The sequence below is a fragment of the Mycobacterium sp. OTB74 genome (assembly GCF_029892685.1).
Taxonomy (GTDB): domain Bacteria; phylum Actinomycetota; class Actinomycetes; order Mycobacteriales; family Mycobacteriaceae; genus Mycobacterium.
The window spans coordinates 128,743-149,683 of the sequence record NZ_JARXVD010000009.1 but is presented as its reverse complement, the minus strand read 5'-3'; the positions used below and the strand labels follow the sequence as shown (position 1 = coordinate 149,683).

General features: G+C 64.6%; 20 protein-coding genes and 1 pseudogene. 9 read left to right on the top strand and 12 right to left on the bottom strand.

Translation table 11 applies throughout. From position 1 onward, the window contains the following. Window positions 1–28 precede the first annotated feature (28 nt). Window positions 29–1,018 carry a phosphotransferase family protein gene (locus M2432_RS14445; RefSeq protein WP_280827561.1) on the top strand — a complete coding sequence of 330 codons (990 nt, stop codon included), beginning with the start codon at window positions 29–31 and terminating at the stop codon, window positions 1,016–1,018. A gap of 2 nt (window positions 1,019–1,020) precedes the next feature. Beyond that, a complete protein-coding gene (locus tag M2432_RS14440; RefSeq protein ID WP_280827497.1) occupies window positions 1,021–1,983 on the top strand; it encodes an NADPH:quinone oxidoreductase family protein in 963 nt (320 codons plus the stop codon). A 75-nt stretch (window positions 1,984–2,058) separates the two neighbouring features. Here M2432_RS14440 and M2432_RS14435 read toward each other — a convergent pair whose 3' ends face one another. The 6 genes and pseudogenes from M2432_RS14435 to M2432_RS14410 all read right to left on the bottom strand — a co-directional run bounded on the left by M2432_RS14435 (window position 2,059) and on the right by M2432_RS14410 (window position 7,872). Beyond that, entirely contained in the window at window positions 2,059–2,571 is a 513-nt protein-coding gene (locus M2432_RS14435; protein WP_280827560.1) for a hypothetical protein, read from the bottom strand. Window positions 2,572–2,591: 20 nt separating this feature from the next. Continuing rightward, window positions 2,592–3,209 (bottom strand): TetR/AcrR family transcriptional regulator, encoded by a 618-nt coding sequence (locus M2432_RS14430; protein ID WP_280827496.1) that lies wholly within the window; start codon window positions 3,207–3,209, stop codon window positions 2,592–2,594. A gap of 193 nt (window positions 3,210–3,402) precedes the next feature. Further along, window positions 3,403–4,431, bottom strand: coding sequence for an amidohydrolase family protein (locus M2432_RS14425; RefSeq protein ID WP_280827495.1), 1,029 nt, complete (start codon window positions 4,429–4,431; stop codon window positions 3,403–3,405). Window positions 4,432–4,502: 71 nt separating this feature from the next. Beyond that, window positions 4,503–5,492 (bottom strand): VOC family protein, encoded by a 990-nt coding sequence (locus M2432_RS14420; RefSeq protein ID WP_280827494.1) that lies wholly within the window; start codon window positions 5,490–5,492, stop codon window positions 4,503–4,505. Further along, window positions 5,476–6,361: pseudogene (locus M2432_RS14415) on the bottom strand (alpha/beta fold hydrolase). The gene M2432_RS14420 and the pseudogene M2432_RS14415 overlap by 17 nt, the downstream one beginning before the upstream one ends. Next, window positions 6,358–7,872: a bifunctional 3-(3-hydroxy-phenyl)propionate/3-hydroxycinnamic acid hydroxylase gene (locus M2432_RS14410; protein WP_280827493.1), complete on the bottom strand. Its 1,515-nt coding sequence runs from the start codon at window positions 7,870–7,872 to the stop codon at window positions 6,358–6,360. Before M2432_RS14410 ends, M2432_RS14415 begins: the two are co-directional and overlap by 4 nt. Window positions 7,873–7,941: 69 nt before the next feature. Here M2432_RS14410 and M2432_RS14405 point away from each other — a divergent pair, with 69 nt between their 5' ends. Beyond that, the gene (locus M2432_RS14405) at window positions 7,942–8,574 is read left to right on the top strand and encodes a TetR/AcrR family transcriptional regulator (RefSeq protein WP_280827492.1); all 633 of its coding nucleotides are present in this window, start codon (window positions 7,942–7,944) and stop codon (window positions 8,572–8,574) included. 238 nt (window positions 8,575–8,812) lie between these two features. Here the strand turns inward: M2432_RS14405 and M2432_RS14400 are convergent, their stop codons facing one another. The 6 genes from M2432_RS14400 to M2432_RS14375 all read right to left on the bottom strand — a co-directional run bounded on the left by M2432_RS14400 (window position 8,813) and on the right by M2432_RS14375 (window position 15,728). Beyond that, window positions 8,813–9,961, bottom strand: a complete 1,149-nt coding sequence (locus M2432_RS14400) for an acyl-CoA dehydrogenase family protein (protein WP_280827491.1) — start codon at window positions 9,959–9,961, stop codon at window positions 8,813–8,815. A gap of 8 nt (window positions 9,962–9,969) precedes the next feature. Then, complete coding sequence (locus M2432_RS14395) at window positions 9,970–11,118, bottom strand: thiolase family protein (RefSeq protein ID WP_280827490.1); 1,149 nt, start codon at window positions 11,116–11,118, stop codon at window positions 9,970–9,972. Between the two features lie 8 nt (window positions 11,119–11,126). Then, the gene (locus M2432_RS14390; protein ID WP_280827559.1) at window positions 11,127–12,338 is read right to left on the bottom strand and encodes a CaiB/BaiF CoA-transferase family protein; all 1,212 of its coding nucleotides are present in this window, start codon (window positions 12,336–12,338) and stop codon (window positions 11,127–11,129) included. A 28-nt stretch (window positions 12,339–12,366) separates the two neighbouring features. Next, window positions 12,367–13,137, bottom strand: coding sequence for an SDR family NAD(P)-dependent oxidoreductase (locus tag M2432_RS14385; protein ID WP_280827489.1), 771 nt, complete (start codon window positions 13,135–13,137; stop codon window positions 12,367–12,369). 10 nt (window positions 13,138–13,147) lie between these two features. Beyond that, window positions 13,148–14,326: an acyl-CoA dehydrogenase family protein gene (locus M2432_RS14380; RefSeq protein WP_280827558.1), complete on the bottom strand. Its 1,179-nt coding sequence runs from the start codon at window positions 14,324–14,326 to the stop codon at window positions 13,148–13,150. A gap of 106 nt (window positions 14,327–14,432) precedes the next feature. Next, on the bottom strand, window positions 14,433–15,728 hold the full coding sequence (locus tag M2432_RS14375) for an amidohydrolase family protein (protein WP_280827488.1): 1,296 nt from the start codon (window positions 15,726–15,728) through the stop codon (window positions 14,433–14,435). Between the two features lie 240 nt (window positions 15,729–15,968). Here M2432_RS14375 and M2432_RS14370 point away from each other — a divergent pair, with 240 nt between their 5' ends. The 6 genes from M2432_RS14370 to M2432_RS14345 are packed head-to-tail and all read left to right on the top strand — an operon-like array spanning window position 15,969 to window position 20,939. Beyond that, on the top strand, window positions 15,969–16,499 hold the full coding sequence (locus M2432_RS14370) for a carboxymuconolactone decarboxylase family protein (protein ID WP_280827487.1): 531 nt from the start codon (window positions 15,969–15,971) through the stop codon (window positions 16,497–16,499). 3 nt (window positions 16,500–16,502) lie between these two features. Next, window positions 16,503–17,834, top strand: a complete 1,332-nt coding sequence (locus M2432_RS14365; RefSeq protein ID WP_280827486.1) for an aromatic ring-hydroxylating dioxygenase subunit alpha — start codon at window positions 16,503–16,505, stop codon at window positions 17,832–17,834. Beyond that, entirely contained in the window at window positions 17,827–18,156 is a 330-nt protein-coding gene (locus M2432_RS14360) for a hypothetical protein (RefSeq protein WP_280827485.1), read from the top strand. The genes M2432_RS14365 and M2432_RS14360 overlap by 8 nt, the downstream gene beginning before the upstream one ends. Before the next feature lie 2 nt (window positions 18,157–18,158). Further along, window positions 18,159–19,391, top strand: a complete 1,233-nt coding sequence (locus M2432_RS14355; protein WP_280827484.1) for an amidohydrolase family protein — start codon at window positions 18,159–18,161, stop codon at window positions 19,389–19,391. Next, on the top strand, window positions 19,369–19,821 hold the full coding sequence (locus tag M2432_RS14350) for a nuclear transport factor 2 family protein (protein ID WP_280827483.1): 453 nt from the start codon (window positions 19,369–19,371) through the stop codon (window positions 19,819–19,821). Before M2432_RS14355 ends, M2432_RS14350 begins: the two co-directional genes overlap by 23 nt. Further along, complete coding sequence (locus M2432_RS14345) at window positions 19,818–20,939, top strand: acyl-CoA dehydrogenase family protein (protein WP_280827482.1); 1,122 nt, start codon at window positions 19,818–19,820, stop codon at window positions 20,937–20,939. Before M2432_RS14350 ends, M2432_RS14345 begins: the two co-directional genes overlap by 4 nt. Window positions 20,940–20,941 lie beyond the last annotated feature (2 nt).

Genomic DNA, 20,941 nt, shown 5'->3' with positions numbered 1-20,941 from the left:
CGAAAGCCTCACCCGGCTCACCGCCTGGATGGACGGCGCCGGCCTGCCTGGTAAAGGCGAAGTGACCGAAGCCAAGTTCCTCTCCGGCGGCACCCAGAACGTCATCTACTTGATCACCCGCGGAGAGCACCACAGTGTGATCCGGCTCCCACCCCCGGGCGCCCCGGCCGACCGGGACAAGGGCATCCTGCGTGAATGGCGGATCATCGAGGCTCTCGACGATACCGAGGTTCCGCACACCAAAGCCATCGGAGTCTGTTCGGATGCTTCGGTTTTAGGGCGGCCGTTTTATGTCATGGGCTTCGTAGACGGCTGGTCACCGATGGACCACCGCACCTGGCCCGAGCCGTTCGATTCCGATCATGAGCTGCGCGCCGGGCTGAGTTATCAACTGGCCGAGGGCATCGCGCTGCTGTCCAAGGTGGACTGGCAGGCCAAGGGACTGCAGGATCTGGGTCGCCCGGAAGGTTTCCACGAACGCCAGGTCCAGCGTTGGACCGGCTTCTTCGACCGCATCAAGGGCCGCAACATCGAGGGTATGGACGAGGCTACCGATTGGTTACGCCACCACGCGCCAATGGATTTCATTCCCGGCCTCATGCATGGCGACTACCAGTTCGCCAACGTGATGTACCGGCACGGCGGTCCGGCGCAGTTGGCGGCACTGGTCGATTGGGAGATGGGTACCGTCGGCGACCCGAAGCTGGACCTGGCCTGGATGGTCCAGAGCTGGCCCGAGGACCCTTCTGCCGCAGAGGCTTCCGATACCGGCTACGTCGACATGCGCTACATGCCGACCCGCGATCAGGTGGTGGCGCACTACTCCGCGGTGTCGGGGCGTCAGGTCGATGACCTTGACTACTACCTGATCCTGGCCAAGTGGAAGCTGGCCATCGTGCTGGAGCAGGGCTTCCAGCGGGCCGGCGATGACATCAAGCTGCAGGCATTCGGTCCGATCGTGCCCGAGTTGATGGCGTCTGCGGCTGAGCTGGCTGCCTCGACCGACTACCGGGGTTAGCCGTGCGCGCAGCGGTGTGTCAGAAGTACGGCCCGCCCGAAGTGGTGCAGGTCTGCGAGCTTGACTCCCCCACACCGGAGCCCGGCCAGGTCAGCGTGCAGGTGGCGGTCGCGGCGGTGAACTTTCCGGACGTGCTGCTGGTGGCCGGCCAGTACCAGGTCAGTGTGCCGCCACCTTTCGTGCCGGGCAGCGAGTTCGCCGGCGTTGTCACCGCATTAGGTGACGGTGCAACGGGTTTCGCCATCGGCGACCGGGTGACCGGTACCGCGATGTACGGGGCGTTCGCCGAGCATGTGTGTGTTCCAGTTGCGGCGCTGGCACCGATCCCAGCTGGGCTGGACGACGCCACCGCGGCTGCCTGCGGGGTGGCGTTCCGCACCGCGTATCACTGCCTGCGTTCGATGGCCCGGGTCTGCGCCGGCGACGATGTCGTGGTGCTCGGCGCCGGTGGCGGCGTCGGCCTGGCCACCGTGGCCCTGGCCACCGCCCTGGGCGCCCGGGTCACCGCGGTGGCGTCGTCGGACGAAAAGCTGGACGCGGCAATCCAACACGGGGCCGGCACCACGATCAATTACCGCAACGTCGATCTGCGAGCTGCTTTGAAGGAGGCCCTGCCCGGTGGTGCCGCCGCCGTGATCGATCCTGTCGGCGGTGAGTTGTCCGAACCGGCACTGCGGGCGCTGGGCCGCGGTGGACGGTTCGTGACGGTGGGTTATGCGTCCGGGACCATTCCTCGGATTCCACTGAACCTGGTGCTGGTCAAAGGAATTCACGTCCTGGGCTTCCAGTTCCAGGACGTCCCGTCCGCGGAGTTCACCCGCAACGAGACCGAATTGCAGGTACTGCTGACATCCGGAGTGGTGACACCTCACATCGGAAAGCAGTACTCCCTTTCGGACACCGCCGCCGCACTGCGACACGTGGCCGACGGCGAGGCGATCGGCAAGGTTCTGGTCACCATCTAGCTCACCGACCGTGCGCTTGGGTGCGAACTTTCACGAGTTCTTCGCACCCGAGCGCACGTTCGGCGCGTACCAATCCTAGCTGGCCGGCACCAGGTCGGCGGCCACCGACGGACACGCCATGACGCCGCAGCGGAACACCTCGACACCGTCCACGGCCCCGCCTGCCCCGATGGCAGTCATCGCCTGGGTTTTGAAAGCCCGTGCCGCAGCGCTCAATTCGTGTTGCACGACGTCAACGGTGGCATCCAGCTCAGCCGGCCAGCTCTCGCCCCACAGCGTCACCTCGGTCAGCCCCTGCTCCAACGCGCCGAGCACGCCGTCGCGCACCCGCTCGTCGCTGGCGAACAGGTCGGCGGCCACCGCAACGGTCTGCGGGTGCGGCCGCTCTTCCCACACCTGCATTGCGGATTCCAAATCTCCGATCTCGACGCCGAGGATCTGCAACGGACGCAGGTCGTCGGCGGAGCGCTCGCTGGGGATCAACACGGTCACGTCCCAGCCGGCCATGACCCGGTCGACCAACCAGCCGCCGGCGGCACTGACCACGTCGGCCACACTGGGCGCCACCACGTCGAGGCGGTACCGCATGTCGGCCTCCGGTACCGCGGTCACGCGATCACCTGCTCCACGGCGAAGTCGCGAGCTAGGCAGTCGGCGTACCCCTTGAACACCGCGACCAGTGGAATCGAAGGGTCGAGTAGCCATGCGGTCTCCATTCCGTTGATAAATGCCAGGATTTCCACGGCCTTGACGGCCGCGTCGATGTCTGTGCGGTAGCGGCCATCGTCCTGGCCGGTGCGGATGATGTCGGCGACGATGCTGCTGGCCATGCGCTGACGGCCAAGCAGTCGGTCGTGCAACGGCGCGTCGGCGGCGATGTTCTCGATCAGCAGCACTGTGAAGGTGCCCACCAGCTCCGGCGCGCGGACGAAGCGTTCGGCCACCCGCCCGATCTCGTGGGGCAGATCGCCCGACAGATTGGCGTGCGCGTTGTCGTCGTCGTCGCGCAGATCCAGCACGGCGTCCAGCAGCGCTTCCTTGGACTCGAAGTGATGCAGCAGGCCGGCCGGACTCACGCCGGCTTCCCGCGCAATCTGCGCCAACGAGGTGCTGCGCCAGCCATTGCGGGCGAGCATGCGCTCCGCGACCTCGAGAATCCGCTGCTTGCGGTCCTCACCCTTGGCCAGCAGCGAGGCGTAAGGCCTCGGAGCATCCGGCTCAGTCAAAGCAAAATCCCTCGTTCGAACCAACCAACCGAACACACAGTAGGTTGGTTTGACGAATGTGGCAAGCCTCACTTTTTCAGCCCAGTGGGTTTGCTTTCACATCACGCCCGTGCGCATTTGCCCGGCGACATGTCCACCTGGTCATATCGGGGCGGCCGCCCACCACCGCCGGAGTAACTCAGAACTCCCGCAGCTACGGCGTCATGAGCCGGGCCACCCCGCGCATCACCAGCCGACTGGCCGTGTGGCGGACCTGCTCGATCAGTGACGGCTCCGGCAGCGTCGGCGCTGTGCCCAACCTCGGGAACAAACGCAGCGCATTGGCCCGGTCGATGGCGTCCTGCTCGGTCGCCGACAATCCGCCGTAGTTCTCCAACCCGGCAGCGAAAAGTTTGCTCACCCCGACCGGCGCGAACGGGAAGTCCGAACCGAATGTGACGTGACCGGGCTTGGCGAACGCCAGTAGCGAGGGCAGCGCCGCCGCGCTGGACGACAGCGCGGTGTCGAAATAGAAGCCGGCCAGATCATCGAGATGGTCGGCCGGACTGCCACCGACATCACCGGTGATGGACACCGCCATCCGGTGCGACGCATAGGGCACGAAGCCGCCGGCATGGCTCAGGATGAACTTGATGTTCGGGTACCGCCGCCTGATGCCATTCCGCACCAGCAGGTAGGCAGCTCGGGTGGTGTCGAGTAAAAAGTCGGCGGCGAACGGTTGCACGCCGGGCACCGCGGGGCCGGAAAGCTCGGCGGGGTGGATGAACACCACGGCTCCCCGCTGGTCGAGCGCGGCGAACAGCGCGTCCTGGCCGTCGGCCCCCACGTAGGTGCCGCTGCTGTTGGCCAGCAGCGTCACCCCATCGGCGCCCAGGTCGTCGAGTACACGCACCGTCTCGGTGACCGCTTCGTCCAGGTGCGGCATTGGCACGGTGGCGAAGAACCCGAACCGACCGTGCTGGGCGGCAACCAGTTCAGAGCTGTAGTCGTTGAGGTCACGGGCCAGCGCGGCGGCATCGGCGGCCGCGGGCAGGATGGTGGTACCTGGAGTCGACACCGACAGGATCGCCGTTGCGACGCCGAGCTCGTCCATGGTCTGCAGCGATTCCTCTGGACTCCACCGCGGTAGCGCCCGGTCACCCGTGTCGTCAATACCTGCTTGCTGCAACACCTTTCGGTAGTCCGCCGGAATCATGTGATGGTGGGTGTCAATCCGGTTCACAGTGCCTCCTTGTAGTGATTGGTGCACGAAAACGTGTGCTGAGCGCCCAAAATCGTGCACAAATCGCGGGGTCAGTCGGGTATGCCCGCGCCGGCCAGCGCGGGGACGGTGTCTTCGTGGTGCCGCAGGGACCGCGCAACGATCTTCACTTGTTCGAGCTTGTCGCCAATGCTCTGCCGACGGGGAGTATGTCCCCAGATGCTGATGCCCTGATGGGTCGTTGACTGCCAGGTCGATTCGTCGACGACGAGCGGATTCCACCCCACTTCCCATTCGAAGCCCGACGGCGTGACCGCGTAGAACGACAGCTCTTTGTCGTTGGTGTGCTGCCCCATGTCCAGTGCCAGGTCGAACCCGAGTTCGCGGACCTGTCGATAACTCGCCGTCAGATCCTCCAGCTCGGCGACCTGGATGTTGAGGTGCTGTACCCGGGTCCGGATCGGATTGATCGGCAGCCGATTAACCGCGGCGATGGCCACCGAGTGGTGACGCCGGTTGACCCGCAGGAACCGAATCTTGACCTTGACGCCGCTCATGGTTTCGTCGATGAAGTCGCTGAGTCTGGCGTCGAACAGCGTGTCGTAGTATCCGCGCACTTGGTGTGGCTTGGTGGTGGCGACGGCGACGTGGCCGAGACCGAACTCACCAGTGACGAAACCGCGTCCGGCGATCTCGAATTCACCGCCGGCATGGGCCCGGGTGAACAGCTCCTGTGTCAGGCCGTTGGGGCCGGGCAGGCGCACCAACCGCTCGACGCCGCGCAGCGCGGCCTCCTCGTCAGAACCGTTGGTGACGGGCACCCCGCCGCGGCGCACCCGGCGCAGTATTTCGTCCAAGGTCTCGTGGTCTTCGATCTGCCAGCCCAGCGTGGTGACGTCCTCGGCAGGCCCGCGCAGCAGCAGGAAGCGGCATTGCTGTTCGTCGAGCCGGAAGCGCGCGGCATCGGCGCCCAGGTCTTCGACATGCATGCCAATGGCGTCACGACCGAACCGCCGCCAGTCGGCGAATTTCTGGGTCTCGACCACCAGATAGCCGAGGTGAACGTTACCGAATACGGTCATCGCTGGGGAATACCGTTCTGTCCGAGAGGAATTCAACGACCAGCTGGTTGAAGAGCTCGGCACGTTCCCATTGCATCCAGTGCCCGGTTCGACTGGTCATCACCAGTTCGGCGTTGGGCATGATGTTCTGCAGCATGGGTCCGCCGGCCGGTCGGTTGACCTTGTCGTCGCGTCCCCACAGCACCAGGGTCGGTGACTGCAGCGACGCCAGTCGCGGGTCGCGGGTCAGGTCCATGCGCCACAAGATGCGCAGCGCCTGCGGACCGGAAGGGCGGGTCAGCGGAGGGTTTGCGACTACCTCGGGGTCGATGGATGCGGCATATCGGATGTCGACCAGCTCGTCAGGAACCGAATCACCATCGTAAACAAGGTAATTCCGGATGAAAGCGGCCAACTTGTCGCGACTGGGACCGTCGCCGCCGTAGTAGGCCAGGAGGGCTGTTAAGACCGGCGGTCGGCAGGGCGCGGGTGGTGCCGATACCGCCGGGGCCCATCAGCACCAGCTTGCCGACCCGGTGTGGGGTGTCCAGCGCCAATCGCAGCGCCGCGGCGCCGCCGTACGAGTTGCCGACCAGATGCGCAGTCTCGATACCCAGCGCATCGAGCAGACCGCGCATGGCATCGGCCAGGCAGCCGAAGGGGTCGGACTTGTCAATCCCTTTGGTGGAACGCCCGTAGCCGGGCATATCGGGCACCAGGACGCGGTAATGCTCGGCGAGGGCATCGATATTGCGGGAGTAATTGGTAACGCCGGAGGCACCAGGCCCACCGCCGTGCAACAACAGCACCGCAGGGCCCGCACCCGCTTCGGCGACAAAGACCTCCCGGCCTCCGACGGCGACCGTGTGCTCGGTCAGACTGATGGTCATGCGTAGGTTCCTGTCAGCGTGGTGACGTCCAGCCCGACCGGCGGCGCTGGTATCGGTCTTCCGGATGAGGTTGCGGCATAGATGAATCCGTCGGGTCGGAGCACCACGGCGTCGGCACTACGGCGGCGCAGCCACCGCGCCAAGCTGGGTTCGGTGACGTACAGGCTCTGCACGCCGATGTCGGACCAGGCCCCGGCACCCGGCGGCACCGCGCCGGTGTGCAAAAGCACCCAGCGACCACCGATCAGGTCGTCGAGGGGCATGCCACCGACACTCGGTTGCGGTATCTGCCAACCCACCGCAGGGTGTGCCGCTGCGAAGAAGCCGTCGGCGTAGCGGGCGTCGGGAATCCAGATCATCCGCTGCCCCGCATGATCCGCGCCCGGTAGCCGGGTCACTGCACGCAGCACATGGTTGCGGACAGCGGCAAGCCGCGGACGCCGTTCGGTGATCAGCCGACCGACCCGTACCGCGCGTCGGGTTACCTCTGTAACATGCGGTTTGCGTTCTGCCACATAGGAATCCAGCAGGGTCTCCGGCGTCTGTCCACGCAGTACCGCAGCCAGCTTCCAACACAGGTTGGCCGCATCGCGGACTCCGGCAGACATCCCTTGGCCGATCCACGGCGGCATGGCGTGCGCGGCGTCACCGGCCAGGAACACGCGGCCGACCCGCCACCGGTCGGCGATACGGACATGGTGGCTGTAGACCACGGCACGCAGAATCTTGACGTTCTCGGCGGTTATCCCCTGGTCCCGCAGCACCTGCCACACTGCTTCATCGCTGACGAGGTGCTTCTCATCCTCCCCCGGCATTGCCGGGTACTCCCATCGGTGATGGCCCAGCGGGGTCGGGCAGTCAACCGTAGGACGGTGTGGGTTGCAGTGAAACCGCAAGCGGTCGTGCGCATCCCATTCCTTGAGCACATTGGTGTCGACGACCACCCACCGTTCGCTGTATGTGCGTCCGCTGTAACCGACGCCGAGCAGCCCACGGGTAGCCGACGACCCCCCGTCTGCGGCAATGACGTAGCGGGCACTCAAACGTTTGAAGGTGTCGGTGCGCAGATCCGCGAGCATCAGTTCGACATCGCTGCCACGATTGACCACTCGTAGGCATTCGTGTTCCAGCAGCACATCGACGTTCGCGAAGCGGGCCACGCCATCGCGGAGGACCGCGTCCACTGCCGGCTGGTACAGGAACTGCTGGGGCGGATGCCCGGAGCCGCGGCCCGTGACCACTGTTTCGATGAATGGCCTGCCAGCGGCGTCGACAAATGCGAGCGGTCGGTCAGGGAGCATGTCGCGCTGCAACCGCTCGGCCAGCCCGATCGACTGCCAGATCCGCAGCACTTCCTCATCGGTCGAGATAGCCCGGGCCCGGTTGTAGACATCCGGATCCCGTTCGAGCACTACAACTTTCAAGCCGAGCTGACCAAGCAGGTTGGCCGCGGTGGCACCGGTCGGGCCGTAGCCGATGACCGCTACGTCGTAAGTCTCCTGAGTGCTCACCGCGCCTCCGCTTGTCCTGTAGTGATCGCTACGGTAATGTAGCGATCACTACAGCGTCAAGAGCTGGGAGTGGACATGACCGAAGCACCCAAGGCTCGCCGCAAGCGCGCCGACGGCGAACAGTCCCGCGAGCGAATTCTGGACGCCGCCACCGAGATTGCCTCCGAACGCGGTTATGAGGGCACCAGCATCGGGCTGGTCAGCAAGAAGTGCGGGCTGCCCGCCAGCTCCATCTACTGGCATTTCAAAGACAAGGACGACCTCCTCGCTGCCGTCATCGAGCGCAGCTTCGGCGCCTGGCTGCAGGCCTGGCAGCTCCCCGCGGGCGTCGAGCCACGCGAACGCGTCATCACTCTCGCCATGCAGCTCGCGAAAGCGTTGCTGGACAACCCCGACTTCTTGCGTCTCGGCCTCATGCTGGCGTTGGAGCGCCGACCGGTCGAGCCCCGGGCCCGCGAGATGTTTCTGTCGACGCGCGAACAGGCGGCGGAGTCCTTGCACGAGGCGCTTGCAGATATGACCGTTGGGCTTGACGCCGCGCAGGTCAAGCAGCTGGTGACCTATGCGATCGCCGGTGCCGACGGACTTTTCATCGCCAAGGAAATCGGCGGTGACTCAGTGGATCTGTTGGCGCTGTTCGAGATTCACGCACTGGCGGTGTATGACACGGCGCTCCGAATGATCGCTGGGAACAGCGAATGACGGGAACCGATTGGCCCGTCGCCATCATCGGTTCGGGCAGCATCGGTTCGGAGCACCTCACCCGTCACTATGGCCCCTCCCCCAGATGAATCGCACTTTGCCCGCCTCTGTGCGACAAATCCGCAGATTCATCCGCACCTACCGACCACCAACCACGTTGTCGCATAGAGGCGGGCACAACGTACAGGCCCCGGACGAGGGACTGATGTGACTCTTGAGGCAGCGACGCCAATGCCCGCTACAACCCCAGGTCTTTGGCGATGATCACCTTCATCACTTCGCTGGTCCCGGCGTAGATGCGGGCGACCCGGGCGTCGGTGTACAACCGGGCGATCGGGTACTCCATCATGTAGCCGTACCCGCCGAACAGCTGCAGGCAGCGGTCGATCACCCGGGCCTGCATCTCGGTGCAGAACAGCTTGACCCGGGCGGCATCCGGCGCGGACAACTCACCGTCGACGTGCAGTGCGACCGCCCGGTCCAGCATCATCTGGGCCGCTTCGACTTCCGTTGAGCAGGCGGCCAATTCGAACTTGGTGTTCTGAAAGGACGCCACCGGCGTGCCGAACGCCTTGCGGTCCCGGGTGTAGTCGATGGCCGCGCCAATTGCGGAGCGGGCCTGGGCTACCGAACCGACAGCGACGGTGAGCCGCTCCTGCGGCAGATTGTGGCCGAGATAGCCGAACGCCTCGTCGACCTCCCCCAGCACATTTCGGGCCGGCACCCGCACATCGACGAACGACAGCTCGGCGGTGTCCTGCACCTTGCAGCCCATCTTCTCCAGCTCGCGGCCGCGAGTGAAGCCCGGCATGCCCGCCTCCACCACGAAAAGGGTCAGACCGCGACGGCGATTGGACGGGTCGGTCGAGGTGCGGGCCACCACGATCACCAGGTCGGCCTGCATGCCCCCGGTGATAAAAGTCTTGGCGCCGTTGATAATCCAGTCGTCGCCGTCGCGCACCGCAGTGGTCTTCATGCCCGCCAGGTCTGAGCCGGTGCCCGGTTCGGTCATCGCCACAGCAGTCAGCAACTTGCCCGATACCATGCCCGGGAACCAGCGATCACGCTGCTCGGCGTTCGCGTAGTGCAGGAAGTACGGCAGGATCACTTCCAGTTGCGTGCGCACCGTCGACAGGGTCACCAGCGCCCGCGCCGCCTCCTCCTGCAGCACCACGTTGTACCGGTAGTCGGGCTGTCCCCCGCCGCCGTACTCCTCCGGGATGGCCATGCCGAGCATGCCGAGCGAGCCCATCTTCTCGAATACCTCGCGAGGCATCCGCCCGCCCTTTTCCCAGGAGGGGTAGGCCGGAACGACCTCCTTCTCGACGAAATCCCGGGCCAGCGACCGGAAGGCCTCGTGGTCCTCGTCAAACAGATTGCGTTGCATCGACACTCCTACGCGACCAGCTCGACCAACGTGGCGTTGGCAGTGCCGCCGCCCTCGCACATGGACTGCAGGCCATAACGAATTCCGTTGTCCCGCATGTGATTGATCATGCGGGTCATCAGCACCGCGCCCGACGCACCGAGCGGGTGCCCCAGCGCGATGGCGCCGCCCAGCGGATTCAGCCGGGCCTCGTCGGCACCGGTCTCGGCCAGCCAAGCCAGCGGCACCGGGGCGAACGCCTCGTTGATCTCGAACACGCCGACCTCGTCGATGCCGACACCGGCCTTGTGCAGCACTTTCTCGGTAGCCGGGATGGGGCCGGTCAGCATCAGCACCGGGTCGGCGCCGGTGACTACGCCGGCGACGTAGCGCACCAGCGGGGTCAGCCCGAGTTGCACCGCGTTCTCGGTGGTCATCACCAAAAGTGCTGCGGCACCATCGGATATCTGCGACGAGTTGCCGGCGTGGATCACGCCGTCCTCTTGGAACGCCGGCTTGAGCCCCGCCAGTTTCTCGGGCGTGGTGCCGCGGCGGATGCCCTCGTCTTCGTGCACCACCCCACCGTCTTCGGTGAACACCGGGACGATCTGCGTGGTGAATGCCCCGGCGTCCTGGGCTGCCGCGGCAAGTTCATGCGAGCGCGCCGAGTACTCGTCCAGTCGGGTGCGCGACAGGTTCCACTTCTGCGAGATCAGCTCGGCCGAGATTCCCTGGTTGAACCCGAAACCGTCATAGCGGGCAAGGGCTTTCGGCCCGTACGGTTCACCAGTGGACCTGGCCGCACCGAGCGGTACCCGGCTCATCACCTCGACGCCACCGGCGACCACGACGTCCTGCTGGCCCGACATGACCGCCTGCACCGCGAAATCCAAAGCCTGCTGTGACGATCCGCAGGCGCGGTTGATCGTGGTGCCCGGGATGTGTTCCGGCCAGCCCGCGGCCAGCACCGAATAGCGGCCGATGTTGCTCGACTGGTCGCCCACCTGGGACACGCAACCCCACACCACGTCGTCGACCAGATCCGGTGCCACCCCGGCCCGTTCCATCAGCTCATTGAGCACTACCGCCGACAGGTCGGCGGCGTGCTGCCCGGACAACCCACCATTGCGCTTGCCGACGGCGGTACGTACAGCTTCGACGATGACAACTTCGCGCATGTGCACTCCTATCCAATGACGCCGTCGGCTCGCAGCCCGGCGATTTCCAAAGTCTTGTAACCCAATTCGGCCAGAACCGCATCGGTGTGCTCGCCCAGCCCCGGTACCGCGCCCATGCCCATCTCGAAATCGCTGATCACCGGCGGCGGCAACAACGCGTCGATGGGGCCCGCAGGCGTACCGATCTGCCGCCACCGGTCGCGGGCCTTCAGGTGTGGATGAGCGACGACTTCACTGGGCAGGTTGTACCGGGAGTTGCCGATGCCGGCCTCATCGGCCACCTTTTGAATCTCATCGAGATCATGTAGGGCGCACCAGGATTCAATCGCTGCATTGAGCTCGTCACGGTGCGCACAGCGGTCCGGGTTGGTGGCGAACCGCGCATCGTCAGCCAGGTCGGGACGCTCGATGATCTCCCGGGCCAGCCGCTGCCATTCCCGGTCGTTGGTGGTGCCCAGCACCACGGTCTGCCCGTCCCGGGTGGCGAAGGCACCGTAGGGCGCGACCGCGGGTGAGCTCATGCCGAGGGGCTGCTGGTCAACGCCGGAATGCTGGGTGTAGGTCAGTTGGTAACCCATGATGTCGGTCATGGTGTCGAACAGGCTGACGGCCACCGAGGGCATGGCGCCGGAGGATACCCCACGGGCACGCCCCAACAGCAGTGCCATGATCGACAGCGCCGAGTACAGCCCTGTGGTGATGTCAGCAACGGGTGCACCCGGTTTGGCCGGCATACCCGGGTAGCCGGTGGACGCGCACGAACCTGATTCGGCCTGCACCAGCAGGTCGTACGCCCGCTTGGCCGACAAGGGTCCACCCGGTCCGTAACCGTCGATTTCCAGCGGGATCACCTGCGGATGACGTTCGCGCAGATCTGCCGACGAGAGCCCCAGCCGGGCAGTTGCGCCCGGCGCCAGGTTCGAGACGAACGCGTCGGCGTCGTCCAACATCCGGTGCAGCACCTCCATGCCCTTGTCGGACTTGAGGTTCAGCGTGACCGACTGCTTGCCCCGGTTGGCCCAGACGAAGTGCGCGGCCTGCCCCAGCACCACATCGTCGTAGTCGCGGGCGAAATCACCACCGTTGGGGTTCTCGATCTTTATCACCCGGGCACCGAAATCGGCCAGCACGCGGGTGCACATCGGCGCGGACACCGCCTGCTCCATGGCAACGACGGTGATCCCGGCCAGCGGCAGACACGATGAGCTGCTCGGGTCCATGGTTCGCTCGTAAACTTCGCTCACAAGGTCACATAACCATGCCGCCATCGACCGGCAGTACCTGCCCGGTGATGTACGACGCGGCATCAGAGGCCAGGAACACGAACGGCCCGGCGACTTCCTCGGCCTCGGCCCAGCGCTTCAACGGAATACGGTTCATCATGTTGGCCGCGAATTTCTCGTTGGTGCGAATGGTTTCGGTCATCGGGGTGGCGGCCAACGGCGCCAGCGCGTTCACCAGGATGTTCTTGCTGGCCATCTCCCGGGCCAGTGATTTGGTGATGCCGATGATGCCGGCCTTGGCCGCCGAGTAGTTGACCTGCCCGAGGGTTCCGGTGATACCCGCCGAGGAGGTCACGTTGATGATGCGGCCGGTGCCGTCGGTCGGCATGTACGGCAGCGCGGCCTGGGCGCAGTGGAAGGTGCCCATCACGTGGACGTCGAACGTCAGCCGGAAGGTTTCGTCGGTCAGCTTGGGGAACATGGCCGGCGCGGTGACGCCGGCGTTGTTGACCAGGATGTGCAGGGCACCGTCGGCCAGCCCGGAGGCCCGCAAGGCCGCGGCGTTGGCGGCGTCGCGGGAACTGACATCCAGCGCCATGCTGTCGGCCTTCCCGCCGGCGGCGACAATGCGTTCTGCCACTGCGGCAGCCGATTCCGGCTTGATGTCGGTCACCAGCACTGCGGCCCCGGCCTGCGCCAGGGCCGTTGCCACCGCCGCGCCGATACCGCAACCGGCACCAGTCACCAGCGCCGAGCGGCCGGTCAGATCGAACAGTGAAGTTGAAGCGGTTGTCACGTCATTCCCCTCAGTAGCTCTTCGGCAAGCCGAGAACGTTGGCGCCCAGGAAGTTCAGGATCATCTCCTGGCTCACCGGGGCGATCTTCATCAGTCGAGACTCGCGGAAGAACCGCGAGATGTTGTACTCCTCCGAGTAGCCCATGCCGCCATGGGTCTGCAGCGCGCGGTCCGCAGCATCGAAACCGGCATCGGCACACAGGTATTTGGCCATGTTGGCCTCCCGGCCGCAGGGCTTGCCGCTGTCGTACAGCCAGGTTGCCTTGCGCAGGATCAGTTCGGCGGCGTCCAGCCGGGCCAACGAGTCGGCCAGTGGGAACTGGATGCCCTGGTTCATGCCGATCGGCCGGTCGAACACCACCCGCTCGTTGGCGTACTTGACCGCTCGGTCCAGCGCCACGCGGCCGATGCCCAGGGCCTCGGCGGCGATCAGCATCCGCTCCGGGTTGAGTCCGTGCAGGATGTAGGAGAAACCCTTGCCCTCCTCGCCAATGCGGTGTTCCGCCGGCACCCGCAGGTCATCGATGAACAATTCGTTGGAGGACACCGCATTTCGACCCATCTTGGTGATGGGCCGGATGTCGACGTGGTTGCGGTCCAGGTCGGTGAGGAAGAGGGTGAGTCCTTCGGTGGGCTTGCCGCCCCGTTTTTCTACGTCCTCGCGGCTCTCGGTGCGGGTCAGCAGCAGGATCTTCTCGGACTCAAGAGCTTTGGAGATCCACACCTTGCGGCCGTTGACGACGTAATGGTCACCGTCTCGCTTGGCGAACGTGGTTATCCGCGAAGTATCCAGGCCCGCAGTCGGTTCGGTGACACCGAAACACACGTGCAGGTCGCCGTTGACGATCCGCGGCAGGGTCTCGGCCTTCATCTCGTCGGAGCCGAAGACCACGACAGGCTGCATGCCGAAGATCGACATGTGAATGGAGCTGGCAGCGTTCATGCCACCACCGGAGCGGGCGACCTCTTCAGCCAGGATGGTGGCTTCGGTGATGCCCAGACCATGACCGCCGTACTCCTCGGGGATGGTCATGCCCAGCCAACCACCGCCGGCGATGGCGTCGTAGAACTCCTGCGGGAATTCGTGTGCCTGATCCTTCTGCATCCAGTAGTGGTCGTCGAACTTGGCGGCAAGCTCGGCCACGGATTTGCGGATCAGCTGCTGGTCTTCGGTCAGTTCGAAGTTCATGCCGCTGGACGCGTTGGACACGATGCGCTCCTTCATTTCATCTCATGCACAACCGAGGGCGCCGGTGCGGGCATCGCCGCACCGGCGCATCGGTCTGGTCGGACGGCTAGTCCTTGTTGCCGGTCAATTCCTTCGCGTTGGCCGCGAACGACGCCAGGTCGGCGTGGCCGTGCACGTGCTTGCTCAGCGCCTGAATCGACACGTCGTGTCCTTCGGCAGCCTTGCGCAGCGCACCGACTGTGGCCTGCTCCTTGGACATGTGGCTGAACGGGTCGAAGTGGTACCACTTCAAGGCGTTCTCGTAGGTCATCTTGTTGATCTCGTCGTCGGGCACATTGTTGGCCTTGAGCACCTCGTCGAGCTGCTCGGGGGCACCGGGCCACATCGAGTCGCTGTGTGGGTAGTCCGCTTCCCAGCAGATGTTGTCCACACCGATGTGACCGCGGGTGGCCACGCCGACCGGGTCGGCGATGAAGCAGGTCAGGAAGTGCTCGCGGAACACCTCGCTGGGCAGCTTGCCCTTGAAGTCCTGTCCGGTCCAGGTCGAGTGCATCTCGTAGGTACGGTCAACGCGCTCAAGGAAATACGGAATCCAGCCGGTGCCACCCTCGGACAGGGCGATCTTCAGCGTCGGGTACTCCTTGATCGGCCGCGACCACAGCAGGTCCGCGGCGGCCTGCACGATGTTCATGGGCTGCAGGGTGATCATTACGTCCATCGGGGCGTCCGGGGCGGTGATGGCCAGCCGGCCCGACGAGCCGATGTGCACGTTCAGCACGGTCTCGGTGTCAACCAGGGCATCCCACACGGGCTTCCAGTAGTCGAAGTCGTGGAAGCTGGGGTAGCCCATGGCGGCCGGGTTCTCGGTGAAGGTCAACGAGTGCACACCGCGGGCGGCGTTCCGACGGATTTCGGCGGCGCAGGCCACCGGGTCCCAGATCACCGGGAGGGTCATCGGGATGAAGCGGGCCGGGTAGGCGCCACACCATTCCTCAACGTGCCAGTCGTTGTAGGCCTGCACCAGGGCCAGCGAGAAGTCGTGGTCTTCGGTGGCGAAGAGGCGGCCGGCGAAGCCGGGGAACGACGGGAAGCACATCGAGCCGAGGATGCCGCCGGCGTTCATGTCCTTGATCCGCTCATCGACGTTGTAACAGCCGGGGCGGATCTCATCGAGGCCCTGGGGTTCGAGGCCGTACTCCTCCTTGGGCCGGCCGGCGACCGCGTTCAGCGCGACGTTGGGGATGACCACATCGCGGAACTGCCAGGTATCGCTGCCGTCCGGGTTGTGCACCAGTCGCGGCGCCTCGTCCAGGTACTTCTTGGCCAAATGGTTCCTGAACATGTCAGGCGGTTCGACGATGTGGTCGTCCACGCTGACCAGGATCATGTCGTCTTTGTTCACAACAGCTCCTTCTCCACAACCGGTTCTCTACTTTAGGAAACTAGACTCTCACCAGACGAGAATCAACATCCCAACCCTGGAACCCCAACCCGATACCTGCAGTTTTGGGCCCCTACCGGGCAATCTCATCGAACCAGAAGACCACCGCAACGTTGACGTTTTGGGTAAAAGGTGGAAATCTATTGGTCAAATATGAGAATGTGATTCTCGCAAGTGAGAGTCAAGAGAGGGGATCGCCCGATGCGGGTAGCGCCGCTACTCCCAGAAGAGTGGGACGACAACGTGATCAAGGCGCTGTCTGGCTTCGTTGCCCCGGAACGGATGGAGCGCAGAGAAGCCGGCACCGCACTTGCCACGATGGCCCGCAACCCCAAGTTGACCCGATCCTTCTTGCGGTTCAACGGCTATCTGCTGTTCAGCTCCACGCTGCCGGCAGACGTGCGCGAACTCGCCATCCTCCGAGTGGCCCACCGTCGGGGTTGCGAGTACGAGTGGGTGCACCACGTGGAGATGGCGCAGCGCGAGGGCATCACCCTCGAGGCCATCGAGCAGGTGCAACGCGGCGAGGCCGACGACGCATTGGGACGCGCCATCATCGCGGCCGTCGACGAACTCGAGACGGATTCCAACGTCTCCGACGCCACCTGGGCGGCACTGTCGGAGCACCTAGACGAGCAACAGCGGATGGACCTCGTCTTCACGATCGGTTGCTACGGCCTTCTGGCCATGGCATTCAACACTTTTGGCGTCGTACCGGAACAGGAGAACTGACAGATGGCGTTTTTCAAAAAGCCCGACGTGGGCAGCTGGACCGAGAACTGGCCCGAATTGGGCACTGCACCGGTCAACTACGAGGACTCGATTGATCCGGAGCACTGGAAGCTGGAGCAGCAGGCCATTTTCCGCAAGACCTGGTTGCAAATGGGCCGCGTGGAGTTGATTCCGAAGAAGGGCAGCTACATCACCCGTGAGCTGCCGTCGGTCGGCCCGGGCACGTCGATCGTCATCGTCAACGACGGCGAGCAGATCCGCGCCTTCTATAACCTGTGCCGCCATCGCGGCAACAAGCTGGTGTGGAGCGACTACCCCGGCGAAGAAGTTTCCGGCACCTGCCGCCAGTTCGTCTGCAAGTACCACGCCTGGCGCTACAACCTCCAGGGCGACCTGACCTTCATCCAGCAGGAGCAGGAGTTCTTCGACGTCGACAAGGCCGACTACCCGCTCAAGCCGGTGCGCTGCGAGGTCTGGGAAGGCTTCATCTTCGTCAACTTCGACAACGACGCGGTCTCGCTGGAGGAGTATCTGGGCGAGTTCGGCCAGGGCCTGAAGGGTTATCCCTTCCACGAGATGACCGAGCACTACAGCTACCGCTCGGAAGTCGGTTCGAACTGGAAGCTGTTCATCGACGCGTTTGTCGAGTTCTACCACGCGCCGATCCTGCACATGAAGCAGGCGGAGAAGGAAGAGGCCGAGAAGCTGGCCAAGTTCGGCTTCGAGGCGCTGCACTACGACATCAAGGGCGACCATTCGATGATCTCGTCCTGGGGTGGCATGAGCCCGCCGAAGGACCTGAAGATGGTCAAGCCCATCGAGCGCATCCTGCACAGCGGCCTGTTCGGGCCGTGGGACCGCCCCGATATCAAGGGCATCCTGCCCGACGAGCTGCCACCGGCCATCAACCCTGGTCGCCACAGCACTTGGGGCCAGGACTCGTTCGAGTTCTTCCCGAACTTCACCCTGCTGTTCTGGGCGCCGGGTTGGTACCTGACGTACAACTACTGGCCTACCGGTGTGGACAGCCATATATTTGAGGCCGACCTGTACTTCGTGCCGCCGAAGAACCTGCGTGAACGCCTCTCGCAGGAACTGGCCGCCGTCACGTTCAAGGAGTACGCGTTCCAGGACGCCAACACGTTGGAGGCCACGCAGACGCAGATCGGCACCCGGGCCGTGCTCGACTTCCCGCTCTGCGACCAGGAAATCTTGCTGCGCCACCTGCACCACACCGCGCACAAGTACGTGGACCGGTACAAGGAAGCCCAGGCCAACGGCAACGGTTCGACCAACCGCAAGCAGGCCGCAACGAAGGATGAAGTCAATGTCTAAGCTGCCCGAAGAATTCGCCGACCTGGAGCGGTTCAGCGACTGGTGCCTGCCCACCGAGGAAGAGCGTTACCAGAAGCGACTCAGCTCGACGATGGACGAGATGCAGGCACTCTACGACGCCGGCTTGGCGCGCCTCGAGGACATCATGGTCTACGTCGACGCCCGTTTCCCGCTCGCCAGCATGCCGGATGACGCCAAAGCGCTTGTGCACCTGGGTCAGTCGATCGTCCAGGTCAGCTTCCCGGTCGAGGTGTGGAAGCAACCGCGGGTCCTCGACAGTGGGGCGGCCTACATCAACCTCATCAAGGAGCCGGTGGTCTGATCGTGCTGACCCTCAAAGCCGCGGGTCTGGTCGATGTCGATGCCGGGACGATCATTCGTCCCGGCATTGTCCGTATCGACGGAGACCGCATAGTCGGCATAGGCGGCCCGATTCCTGACGATTCTGAGGTCATAGATCTCGGCGATTCGATCCTGCTGCCCGGCCTGATGGACATGGAAGTCAACCTGCTCATGGGTGGCCGCGGTGAGAACCCGGGGCTGTCCCAGGTGCAGGACGATCCCCCGACCCGCGTCTTGCGCGCGGTGGGCAATGCCCGGCGCACCCTGCGTGCGGGGTTCACCACGGTGCGAAACCTCGGTCTGTTCGTCAAGACCGGTGGTTATCTGCTCGACGTGGCGCTGGGCAAGGCCATCGATTCGGGCTGGATCGAGGGCCCGCGCATAGTGCCTGCGGGCCACGCCATTACGCCCACCGGCGGACATCTGGACCCGACCATGTTCGCAGCATTCATGCCCGGCGTGCTGGAGCTGACCATCGAAGAAGGCATCGCCAACGGGGTCGACGAGATCCGCAAGGCGGTGCGCTACCAGATCAAACACGGTGCCCAGCTGATCAAGGTGTGCTGCTCGGGCGGCGTCATGTCACTCACGGGTGAGGCCGGCGCGCAACACTATTCGGACGAGGAACTGCGTGTCATCGTCGACGAGGCACACCGGCGCGGACTGCGAGTAGCGGCCCACACCCATGGCGCCGAGGCCGTCAAGCATGCCGTGGCCTGCGGGATCGACTGCATCGAGCACGGCTTCCTGATGGACGACGAGGCCATCCAGGCATTGGTCGCGGGCGACCGCTTCCTGGTCACCACTCGCCGGCTGGCTCAGGCCATGGACGTCTCACACGCACCGAAGGTGTTGCAGGACAAGGCCGCTGAGATGTTCCCGAAGGCCGAGACGTCTATCAAGGCGGCGTACGAGGCGGGCGTGAAGATCGCGGTAGGCACCGATGCGCCGGCCATCCCGCACGGCAAGAACGCCGACGAGTTGGTCACCCTGGTCGAGTGGGGTATGCCGCCGGCCGCAGTGCTGCGATCGGCCACCACCATCGCGGCTGATCTGATCAACGCGACGGACCGAGGACGGTTGGCCGAGGGACTGCTGGCCGACATCATCGCGGTCCCAGGTGACCCACTACAGGACATAACCGTTACACAACACGTGAATTTTGTAATGAAGGGCGGTAAGGTCTACAAGAATGAGTACGCCAACAAGAACTGACGATCTGGTCGAGATCCAGCAACTGCTCGCCAAATATGCGGTGACCATCACCCAGGGCGACATCGACGGTCTGGTCAGTGTTTTCACCCCGGACGGTACCTACAGCGCCTTCGGCGATACCTACGTTCTGGATCGCTTTCCGGTATTGGTCGACGCCGCACCCAAGGGTCTGTTCATGACCGGCACTCCGCTGGTCGAGTTCGACGCCGACGATCCGAATGCCGCCACCGGCACCCAGACGCTGTGCTTCATCGAGCACTCGGCACATGACATGCGGATCGGCTACTACCGCGACACCTACCTGCGCACAGAGGCGGGCTGGCGGCTGAAAACCCGCGCCATGACGTTCATCCGGCGCAGCGGAGCGCACGATCACGGCAAGCCGCATGCAATCGGCCGGCCTGCCGGCCAGGCAGCCGCAGACAAATGACCGACCTGCATGACCCCGCCACCTTCCGTACCGCGCTTCGGGATTGGCTCGCCGAAAATGATCTGACGCCCCCGGAAGATCATTCGTTGGAAGGGCACATGCGTCAGTTCGCGCGGGCACAGAAGGCGTTATACGACGCCGGCTGGAGCCGCTACGGCTGGCCTGAGCACGCCGGCGGACTCGGTGGCCCGGACGTGCTTCGGGCCATCGTCGGCGAGGAAGTGGTGGGCCGCAGGCTGGCTGAGCCGGGGCCCTACTCGATGCTCGAGGTGCTGGCGCCCACCATGATCGACTACGCCAGTCCCGAACTGGCTGCCGAGATGGTGCCCAAACTGCTGAGCGGCGAAGAGCAGTGGTGCCAAGGGTTTTCCGAACCCGGCTCGGGTAGCGACCTGGCGTCCATCACCACGCGCGCGGTTCAGCAGGGCGACAAGTGGATCATCAACGGCCAGAAGGTGTGGACCAGCTTCGCCCAGTTCTCCCACCGGTGCATCCTGCTGACGCGTACCGGTGACTCGTCGACGCCGAACCACGAGGCGATCACCGCCTTCTTCGTCGATATGGACTCGCCCGGCATCACCGTGCGGCCGCTGCACACCATGCACGACGTCGATGAGTTCTGCGAGGTGTACTTCGACAACGTCGAGGTCGATTCCTCCAGAATGCTCGGAAAGCCCGGCGACGGCTGGAAATTGGCCATGGACCTGCTGCCCTACGAGCGGTCCACGTGCTTCTGGCAGCGCATCGCCTACCTGTATTCCCGTTTCGACGCGCTGATCGGCGAGGTGCGCGGCGACGGCCAGGTGATCGACGATGAACTGGGCGAGGCGTTCCTGGCTCTGCACACCCTGCGCTGCCGGTCCCGGATCACCCAGAATCGGCTCGCTGAAGGCCAGAAGCTGGGTCCGGATACCTCGATCGACAAAGTGCTGCTGGCTACCGCCGAGCAACGGCTGTACGACACTGCTCGAGATCTGTTGCCCGCCATCATCGAATTCGAAGACGGCGACTGGCGAACCGAGTTCCTGTATTCGCGGGCGGCCACCATCTACGGCGGCACCGCGGAGGTACAGCGCAACATCATCGCCCGTCGACTGCTCGATCTGGGGAAGGAGTGACC

Coding starts and splice junctions, on each gene's coding strand:
- M2432_RS14370 (WP_280827487.1), top strand. CDS start 15,969: ATGCGGGTAGCGCCGCTACTCCCAGAAGAGTGGGACGACAACGTGATC.
- M2432_RS14350 (WP_280827483.1), top strand. CDS start 19,369: ATGAGTACGCCAACAAGAACTGACGATCTGGTCGAGATCCAGCAACTG.
- M2432_RS14390 (WP_280827559.1), bottom strand. CDS start 12,338: ATGGACCCGAGCAGCTCATCGTGTCTGCCGCTGGCCGGGATCACCGTC.
- M2432_RS14420 (WP_280827494.1), bottom strand. CDS start 5,492: ATGACCGTATTCGGTAACGTTCACCTCGGCTATCTGGTGGTCGAGACC.
- M2432_RS14365 (WP_280827486.1), top strand. CDS start 16,503: ATGGCGTTTTTCAAAAAGCCCGACGTGGGCAGCTGGACCGAGAACTGG.
- M2432_RS14400 (WP_280827491.1), bottom strand. CDS start 9,961: ATGCAACGCAATCTGTTTGACGAGGACCACGAGGCCTTCCGGTCGCTG.
- M2432_RS14435 (WP_280827560.1), bottom strand. CDS start 2,571: ATGCGGTACCGCCTCGACGTGGTGGCGCCCAGTGTGGCCGACGTGGTC.
- M2432_RS14380 (WP_280827558.1), bottom strand. CDS start 14,326: ATGAACTTCGAACTGACCGAAGACCAGCAGCTGATCCGCAAATCCGTG.
- M2432_RS14445 (WP_280827561.1), top strand. CDS start 29: ATGGACGGCGCCGGCCTGCCTGGTAAAGGCGAAGTGACCGAAGCCAAG.
- M2432_RS14360 (WP_280827485.1), top strand. CDS start 17,827: ATGTCTAAGCTGCCCGAAGAATTCGCCGACCTGGAGCGGTTCAGCGAC.
- M2432_RS14345 (WP_280827482.1), top strand. CDS start 19,818: ATGACCGACCTGCATGACCCCGCCACCTTCCGTACCGCGCTTCGGGAT.
- M2432_RS14395 (WP_280827490.1), bottom strand. CDS start 11,118: ATGCGCGAAGTTGTCATCGTCGAAGCTGTACGTACCGCCGTCGGCAAG.